Raw genomic sequence first — 8,232 nt, forward strand, 5'->3', positions numbered from 1 at the left:
TAGTCGCAAAGCGGAGCCAGCCAGGCGCTGCCGCCGATCCCGCCTCCGGTGCGATCCCGGAATTCTGCCTGCGCCTCGCGCAGCAGCTTGGGATCGGTCAGGCAGTCGAGCGCGGTCATGGCCACGACCTGCGCGGCCACCTCGGTCATCGGGTCGATGGTGGCGGGATGCCCGCCAAGGGCGTTCATCGCCCAGGCCGGGTAGGCAAAGCCCCCTGGCGCGGCGAGGGCGGGGCGCCCGATATAGAGCCGCACCGTGGGCGCGTGCCAGCAGAACTCGGTGTAGTCATCGGATGTGAAATGGCGCTGCGAGGGCGGCAGGATGTCCCGCATCCGCCGTTCCGCCTCCTCGGGCGGCATGAGTTCGGAAATCATCGACAGGAAGGGCTTGTCCATCGGCTCAAGCCCCAGCTCGGACTGGATCGCGCGGGCAAACTCTGCCGCGTCCTCGCCCCAGACAGGGGCGCCCACGGTTTCCAGGTTGGCATAGGTCGCGCGCGCCATGGCGTGGTTTGGCAGGCCGTGGCGGGACTTGGCGACCCAGTGCCGCCGCCAGGAGCAATGGCAAAGCCGCGCCGCGGCCTCGGCGAAATGATCGAGACCGCGAATGATGTGCTCGGCCTCGCTGACCTCCGAGATGCGGATGAAATACATGATCTGCGCAACCTGGGCGGGGATGTTGTCGGCCGTGGCCTGCCCGTGGCTGAGGATGGTCTCGTTCATCGACCAGCTCTGCCCCGGCGCCATGACATGTTCGCGCAGGGCCTTGGCGGATTGATACATCTGCACCATCGCATCCGTGGCCCCCGGCGCACGGGCGGCGGCATGGCTGGCGGGGATAGGGCTTGCGTCTTCGCCCGCCATCCAGGTTTCGGGCGTTTCGCAGGTGAATTCGTAGATGACGCCGTAGCCGACGCCGCAATGGGTATCCCAACGCACGGTGTTGCACAGCGGGGCCATGTAGAACGGGTGGAAGCTGATCGCGGCATCGAGATCGTCGTAATAGCCCGCCGCCGCGTGGATGGGCTTCGAGCCGCGCACCTTTTCCGCGGGTTCACCGAAGAACTTGAGCCGCCCGGGAATGCCCTGCGCCTCCATCATCGCCTTGGTCGCGAGAAACCCGCCGAGCGCCCCCATGCCAAGGGCCGAATGCGGATCGGTATGGCCGCCTGCATGGGCGTTGAGCCCGGGGCGGGGCGCCTTGCGCGGCTCTGCTGCCTGGCAGTTGCCGGGAATGCCGTCATATTCCGCGTAGCCGCCAATAGTGGGACCGTCGCCGTTTTCCCAGGTGGCACAGAAGGCCGTGGGCATTCCGGCGCTGCCCTGCTCGACCTCGAAGCCCTCGCGCCGCAGGAGGTCGACGTAATAGGCGCAGGATTTGTATTCGCGCCACGCGGTTTCACCGAAATCCCAGATGTCCCGCGTCCAGCGCGAGATCTCGTCCATTCGATCCCGCACCACCTGGCGCGCCATGTCCTTCGCCGTGCCCATGCCCTGCCTCCGTTCTGTTCGTTGACGCTAGGCCGATGCCCATCCATCAGGCAAGCGCGGGATTTCCGCCGATCGCGCCCCCTGCGTCAGGTTTTCCGCTTGAAGGCCGCATCCCTGGTGCTAGCCTTTGACCGAGTTTCAGGAGGATCCCATGCCCGATCACATCCGTTTCATTCTTTGGCACGCCTTCATCGGCTTTGTCATCTCGGTTGCCTTCACGGTGCTGATCCTGGCGCTGAACGTGGGCAACCTGTGGCACCTCGTGACCCACACGGCTGAGGGCCCGGTCGCGGTCCTGATGCTGATCGTGTTCGGAACCATCACGTTCGGCTCGGCCCAGATCGGCTACAAGATCATGTCGATGGGGGAAGAGGACGAGGATGACCAGGGCGGCAAGCGCGACGCGCTGCCGATGCTCGACGCGATCCCCGTTCCTGTGCGCGACGCGCGCCGCTGACACCCCGGAAACAAGAAAACGGCCCGAAGCGCGCTTCGGGCCGTTTTCTTTGGTAGACGGGACCACCACAACCGTAGGGGTCTCAATTCCCGAGGACCTGTAAATACAGGTGGGCGCCAGGTAACGGGACCAGGGTCCAGACAGAGCCAGCTCCCTCGGAATTGCTTAAGGCCACCGGAATGTTGCCCCGGCACGGGAAGGGCAGAACCCGCCTGACCGCTCACATAAGCCGCGCGGGGGGCTCCGGCAAGGGGCTTGCAACGATTGCATTCGTTCGCTGAATGTTCCATCGTCTGCCCATGAGCGATCCGATCCTTCTGCAACCTGGGCAATTGCTGGCGCGCGGCGTGTGCCGCCACCTGCGCCAGCATGATTTCGCCACGCTGGAGGAATTCGTGCCCGAGCGGGGAAAGCGCGTCGACGTGATGGCGCTTGGCCCCAAGGGGGAAATCTGGGTGATCGAGTGCAAGTCGAGCCGGGTGGATTTCACGTCTGACGCGAAATGGGACGGATACCTGGAATGGTGCGACCGCTATTTCTGGGCCGTGGACCAGGAATTTCCGACCGACCTTTTGCCCGAGGGCACCGGGCTGATCATCGCCGATGCCTATGATGCGGAAATCCTGCGTATGGGGGAGGAGGCCAAGCTGGCCGCTGCCCGGCGCAAGGCGCTGACGCATCGCTTTGCCCGCACGGCTGCACAACGCCTGCACGCCTATCGCGATCCCAAGCCGGGAAGCGTCTAGACGACCGCCCCCCTGCGGATTGCCATGGCCGTCAGCGACGGCCGCCCTTGCCCTTGCCCATGTTGCGCACCGTTTCTGCCGCGGCCCGCAGTTCCTCGGCGATTTCCAGCGCCTCTTCCGGGTCGAAATCGAGCGGCAGGTCGACGCCGTCGGCCTCGATATAGATCCGCACCATGCCCATGGAGGTGGGGCCGATCTGCAGATTGGCGGCGATTTCGCTTTCGCTGTTGATACCCATGATCATCCTCCGGAAGGCCGGTTCAAGCTTGGCTGGCAGAGGGCCTAGCCCCTTGCCCGCCGGGTGACAAGGTAAAATACTGCACCACGGGATGGCACGCAAAGGGGCACGGATGTCGGACGAGGTGGAGCTTAGGGATATCGGCATTGGCGATATGGGCTGGCTGGTTCAGGCCCATGCGGAGCTTTATGCCGCCGAAGAGGGCTTCGACTGGAGCTTCGAGCCGCTGGTGGCCGAAATCCTCGTGGATTTCCTGCGCCACCGCGATCCCACCTGCGAACGGGCCTGGATTGCCTGGGAAAACGGCCAGCGGCTCGGCTCCATCTTCTGCGCCAGGGGCAGCGAGCCGGGGCAGGCCAAGCTGCGGCTCTTTCTTCTGACGCCGGCTGCGCGCGGCAAGGGGCTGGGCAAGCGGCTGCTTCGGGCCTGTGTCGACTATGCGCGGGAGAGGGGCTATCGCGACATGGTGCTGTGGACCCATGCCAGCCACGAGGCCGCCTGTGCGCTCTATGAAAAGGCAGGTTTCGTCTGTATCGACAGCCACCCCGTGACCAGCTTCGGCCAGCCGCTGATCGAACAGACATGGAAGCTCGATCTGAGGTGACAGAGAGGCTTGCAATCCCCCGCGCGGGCCGTTATCCACCCCGCCAGTGCCGCCTTAGCTCAGTTGGTTAGAGCGCTGGATTGTGGATCCAGAGGTCCCCCGTTCAAGCCGGGGAGGCGGTACCACCCCCCCGAAGCCCGATCCGGTCAGATGTCGAACCGCACGCCCTGTGCCAGAGGCAGCGCGTCCGAATAGTTCACCGTGTTGGTCTGGCGGCGCATGTAGGCCTTCCATGCGTCCGAGCCGCTTTCACGCCCGCCGCCGGTTTCCTTCTCGCCCCCGAAGGCCCCGCCGATTTCCGCACCCGAGGGCCCGATATTGACGTTGGCGATGCCACAGTCGGAGCCTTCGTCGGACATGAAGCGCTCGGCTTCGCGCATGTTCATGGTGAAGACGCAGGAGGACAGGCCCTGCGGCACGGCATTCTGCATCTCCAGCGCCTCGTCGAAGCTGTCATAGGACATGACGTAGAGAATCGGGGCGAAGGTTTCGGCCTGCACGATATCGGCCTGATGCGGCATGACCGCGATGGCGGGCTGCATGTAGACACCGCCTGCGGGGACGCCCTCGGTCACCCGCGCGCCGCCATGCACCGTGCCGCCCGATTCGCGCGCCACGGTCAGCGCCTGTTCCATCGCCTGGCCCGCTGCTTCGTCGACCAGAGGACCGACCAGCGTGCCGTCCTCCAGCGGATGACCGATCGGCAGGCCCGCGTAGGCCTTGACCAGCCGCGCCACCAGTTCATCGCGGATCGAGTGGTGCACGATCAGGCGGCGCAACGAGGTGCAGCGCTGCCCGGCGGTGCCCACGGCGGAAAATACAATGGCGCGCACGGCCATTTCCAGGTCGGCGGAGGGGGCCACGATCATCGCGTTGTTGCCCCCCAGTTCGAGGATCGAGCGCCCGAAACGGGCGGCCACGCGCGGGCCCACGGCGCGGCCCATCCGGGTCGAGCCCGTGGCCGACAGGACCGGCACATCGTGACTGTCCACCAGTTCCTCGCCTATGGCCGCGCCGCCCACGACGACCTGCAGCAGATCAGCGGGCGCATCGGACCCGAAGCGCGCGACGGCGCGGGCGAAGATATTGGCACAGGCCAGCGCGGTCAGCGGGGTCTTTTCCGACGGTTTCCAGATCACCGGGTTGCCGCAGACAAGCGCAATCGCCGTGTTCCACGACCAGACCGCGACCGGGAAGTTGAAGGCGGTGATTACGCCCACGGGCCCTACCGGGTGCCAGGTTTCCATCATCCTGTGGCCGGGCCGCTCAGAGGCGATGGTCAGGCCGTAAAGCTGGCGCGACAGGCCGACGGCGAAATCGCAAATGTCGATCATCTCCTGCACTTCGCCAAGCCCCTCGGAGGTGATCTTGCCAGCCTCGAAGCTGACAAGCCGCCCCAGGTCATCCTTTGCCGCGCGCAGTTCCTCGCCCAGAAGCCGCACCAGTTCCCCGCGCCGGGGGGCGGGCACCGTGCGCCATGTCTTGAAGGCGGCCTTGGCGCGGGCGATGACGCCCGGCATCTCGGCAGGGTTGGTTTCATGGATCTCGGCCAGAGTCGCCCCGTCGATGGGGGAGGTGACCTTCAGGCTGCCCCCGATTAGCATCTCGGTGGTCAGGCCAAGCGCGGCCAATGTGTCTTTTGCGGTCATGTCGGTTGGTTCCTTGTCTCAGGCGGCGCTATCCAGCCGGGTGAGATCACCCTTGCCGTAGTAGCGGCCGAATTCGGTGTTGAGGAAATCGTCGAGGTTCACGTCTTCTTGCCGGACGAAGCCCTTGGTGGGCAGCTTGCCCATGCGCATCAGTTCCATCACCCCGGTGACGCCCGCCGCCGTGGTGATCTGGATCGCGCCCCAGGTCTTGCCGTTCACCTCTGTTGCCAGCGACTTGTTGACGAAGCTCTTTTCGCGGAATTCCCCGTCGACCCAGCCGGTCGCCGTGCAGTAGATCAGCACCACGTCCTGATCGGTGCGGGGCAGGGCGGTTTCGAAGATCTCGCGCATCAGGTCGCGGCGCGTTTCCAGCCGCAGGTCCTGCAACAGCATCTTCACGATGTCGCGGTGGCCGGGATAGCGGATGGTGCGATAGGACAGCTTGCGCGCCTTGCCCTGAAGCGTTTCCGTCAGGGTGCCGAGCCCGCCGGAGGTGTTGAAGCATTCATATTCGACACCATCCAGCCCGAAGAGCTCCAGCCCTTCCAGCGGCGCGGCCTTGATCCGCTCGCCGCCCTCGATCACGTCGCAGGGGTGGCAGTATTCGTTGATCAGCCCGTCGGTGGACCAGGTGAGGTTATATTTCAGCGCATTGGTGGGGTAGAGCGGCAGTGCGCCCACCCGAAGCGACAGGGTGTCGAGACTGTCGAACTGACGCGCAAGGCTGGCACCTGCGATGCCGACGAAGCCAGGCGCCAGCCCGCATTGCGGCATGAAGGCGGTGTCACTGTCCCGTGCCATGTCGCGCACGGCCTCGGTCGCGGCCACGTCCTCGGTCAGGTCGAAATAATGTGCACCGGCGAGTTTCGCGGCCTTTGCGATGGAGGGCGTCAGAAAGAAGGGTGCCGCGCTGACCACGGCGTCAGAGCCCTTGAGCGTCCGGGCCAGCGCCTCGGCATCCGATGCATCCGCCTGCGCGACCTTGAAACCCGCCTGCTGGAACGGGGCAAGATTGGCAAACTCGGCATCCACGACGATGACGGAATAGTTGGGCGAGGCTTTGAGAAGCTCGGCGATCATGCTGCCGATCTTGCCTGCGCCGACGATGCTGACGGTCCATTTGCGCATGTCCGGTCTCCTGCTTGGCGTTTTCCCAAGCGTGGGGCGGGGCGCATTCTGGCGTCATTTGGCGAATGTTCGCCGTTCTGGTTATTTCCGGCAAAATGCCGGGGTCAGTCGGCGTCTGCCGTCGCCATCGCCTGCATCTGGCGGAAAATGCGTTCGGCGGTCTCGTCCGACCGGCGGTCGATCCGGCGTCCGAACACCACGGAGGTGGTGGTTCGCACCACGCCCGGAATCTCGCCGATCTCGTCGATCAGAATGTCGAGGTCCTCGACCCGCGGGGCCTCGGCGGACAGGAACAGGTCGAACTCTCCATTGATCGAGAAAACCACCTGGATTTCAGGGTAAGTGTTCAGTCTTTGCAGGACTTTGCGGGTATCCTGTTGGCGGATTTCCAGCATCATCAGGATCTGTACGGTCTCTTCGCCCGGGTTCCGGCTGAGCACCACGGAATAGCCCGCGATGGTGCCGTCCTTTTCCATCCGCGCGATGCGTTCATGGACGGTCGAGCGGGCCACGCCCAGTTTCTGCGCGATGTTCGACGTCGATTCCCGCGCGTTGCGCTGCAACTCGCGGATAATACGCCGATCAAGGGAATCTCTCATACAAACTGCCGCCTATACCGATGATTTGTCAGAAAGGGGCCTCTTCCTGCCGAATTGTCAAGTCGTTCCAGCAGCGTGGGGCGGTAGGTCTGCCGAAACGCCGCCCGATTGCCCGGCTGGACAACCGGAAGGCAACGCGCAACATGGGGCGGGCAAGGCAAGGAGCACCGGACAAGATGGATCGCGCAGAGATCGTCCATGACAACTTTCTTCGTCGGGTCGCGGCGCGGGATTTCCCTGATGGCGCGATGCCTGCGGGCGATTTGCCAGCCCCAATGGCGGTGTCGCTTTTCCGTGCACAGTGCCTGTCGCGGGCGCTCGACCGGGAAAGCCGCGCGATGCAGAAGGCGGGGCAGGGCTACTACACGATCGGCTCGTCCGGGCACGAGGGCATGGCTGCGGTTGCCGCTGTGCTGCGCCCGACGGACCCGGCCTTCCTGCACTACCGTGACGCGGCCTTCCAGATCGCCCGCAGTCAGCAGGTGCCGGGCCAGACCATCACCTGGGACATGCTGCTGAGCTTTGCCTGCTCGTCCGAAGATCCCATTTCCGGTGGTCGTCACAAGGTCCTGGGCAGCCGTGACCTCATGATCCCACCCCAGACCTCAACCATTGCCAGCCACCTGCCCAAGGCGGTCGGCGCGGCGTTTTCCATCGGGCTTGCACGGCGGCATCCGCCCGAGCATCGGCTGTACGAGGACGATGCGATCGTCATGTGCAGCTTTGGTGATGCCTCCGCCAACCACTCCACCGCGCAAGGCGCGATCAACACGGCGGGCTGGACCTCGGTGCAGTCCACGCCCCTACCGCTTCTCTTCGTCTGCGAGGACAACGGGATCGGGATTTCGGTCAAGACGCCGAAAGGCTGGATCGAGGCCAGCATGCGCCATCGCCCGGGCATCCGGTATTTCGCAGCGGACGGGTTGGACATCTACGATACCTACCGCGTTGCCCGCGAGGCGGCGGACTACGTGAGGGCGCGCAACAAGCCTGCCTTCCTGCATCTGCGCACCGTGCGGCTCTATGGCCACGCAGGCGCCGATGTGGCGCTGAGCTACCTGTCGAAGGACGAGGTCGAGGCTGGCGAAGCCAACGATCCGCTGCTCCATTCCGCCCGACTGCTCGACGCCGCCGGGGCCCTGCCCGCCGAAGAGGCGCTGGCGATCTATGAAGAGACAAACGCCCGCGTGACCCGCGTCGCGGCCGAGGCCGTCACCCGCCCGCGGTTGCGCGATGCCGCTGGCGTGATGGCAAGCCTCATCCCCCCGAAACGGGACTGCGCGCCCACCAATGGCCCTTCGGCCGAGGCGCGGGCGGCGGC

The 8,232-nt window shown here is 65.1% G+C and carries 9 protein-coding genes and 1 tRNA gene; 5 read left to right on the forward strand and 5 right to left on the reverse strand.

The features are described from left to right. Positions 1-1,490, reverse strand: a 1,490-nt coding sequence (locus ACEQXV_RS13765) for an amidohydrolase (RefSeq protein WP_370269682.1), incomplete at its 3' end; no start/stop codon positions are given. Positions 1,491-1,641: 151 nt separating this feature from the next. On the opposite strand from ACEQXV_RS13765, the gene ACEQXV_RS13770 reads away from it, so the two are divergent. Together ACEQXV_RS13770 and ACEQXV_RS13775 are read left to right on the forward strand one after the other, a co-directional pair. Continuing rightward, complete coding sequence (locus tag ACEQXV_RS13770) at positions 1,642-1,947, forward strand: hypothetical protein (RefSeq protein WP_370269683.1); 306 nt, start codon at positions 1,642-1,644, stop codon at positions 1,945-1,947. A gap of 299 nt (positions 1,948-2,246) precedes the next feature. Further along, positions 2,247-2,693, forward strand: a complete 447-nt coding sequence (locus ACEQXV_RS13775; protein WP_370251809.1) for an MmcB family DNA repair protein — start codon at positions 2,247-2,249, stop codon at positions 2,691-2,693. A 31-nt stretch (positions 2,694-2,724) separates the two neighbouring features. Here ACEQXV_RS13775 and ACEQXV_RS13780 read toward each other — a convergent pair whose 3' ends face one another. Continuing rightward, entirely contained in the window at positions 2,725-2,931 is a 207-nt protein-coding gene (locus tag ACEQXV_RS13780) for a DUF6324 family protein (RefSeq protein WP_370251810.1), read from the reverse strand. Between the two features lie 112 nt (positions 2,932-3,043). Between ACEQXV_RS13780 and ACEQXV_RS13785 the strand changes: the two genes are divergently transcribed. Both ACEQXV_RS13785 and ACEQXV_RS13790 read left to right on the forward strand, forming a co-directional pair. After that, positions 3,044-3,535: an N-acetyltransferase family protein gene (locus tag ACEQXV_RS13785; protein ID WP_370251811.1), complete on the forward strand. Its 492-nt coding sequence runs from the start codon at positions 3,044-3,046 to the stop codon at positions 3,533-3,535. Between the two features lie 48 nt (positions 3,536-3,583). After that, positions 3,584-3,660 (forward strand) — tRNA-His (locus tag ACEQXV_RS13790). A gap of 21 nt (positions 3,661-3,681) precedes the next feature. Here ACEQXV_RS13790 and ACEQXV_RS13795 read toward each other — a convergent pair. The 3 genes from ACEQXV_RS13795 to ACEQXV_RS13805 form a co-directional block, all read right to left on the reverse strand. Next, positions 3,682-5,184, reverse strand: a complete 1,503-nt coding sequence (locus ACEQXV_RS13795) for an aldehyde dehydrogenase family protein (RefSeq protein WP_370269686.1) — start codon at positions 5,182-5,184, stop codon at positions 3,682-3,684. 18 nt (positions 5,185-5,202) lie between these two features. After that, positions 5,203-6,312, reverse strand: a complete 1,110-nt coding sequence (locus ACEQXV_RS13800; RefSeq protein ID WP_370251814.1) for a saccharopine dehydrogenase NADP-binding domain-containing protein — start codon at positions 6,310-6,312, stop codon at positions 5,203-5,205. Between the two features lie 104 nt (positions 6,313-6,416). Further along, positions 6,417-6,911: an Lrp/AsnC family transcriptional regulator gene (locus ACEQXV_RS13805; RefSeq protein ID WP_370251815.1), complete on the reverse strand. Its 495-nt coding sequence runs from the start codon at positions 6,909-6,911 to the stop codon at positions 6,417-6,419. Between the two features lie 176 nt (positions 6,912-7,087). On the opposite strand from ACEQXV_RS13805, the gene ACEQXV_RS13810 reads away from it, so the two are divergent. Next, the coding region (locus ACEQXV_RS13810; protein WP_370269687.1) for a thiamine pyrophosphate-dependent dehydrogenase E1 component subunit alpha at positions 7,088-8,232 on the forward strand (1,145 nt) is incomplete at its 3' end.

The organism is Nioella sp., assembly GCF_964229645.1.
Lineage (GTDB): Bacteria > Pseudomonadota > Alphaproteobacteria > Rhodobacterales > Rhodobacteraceae > Nioella.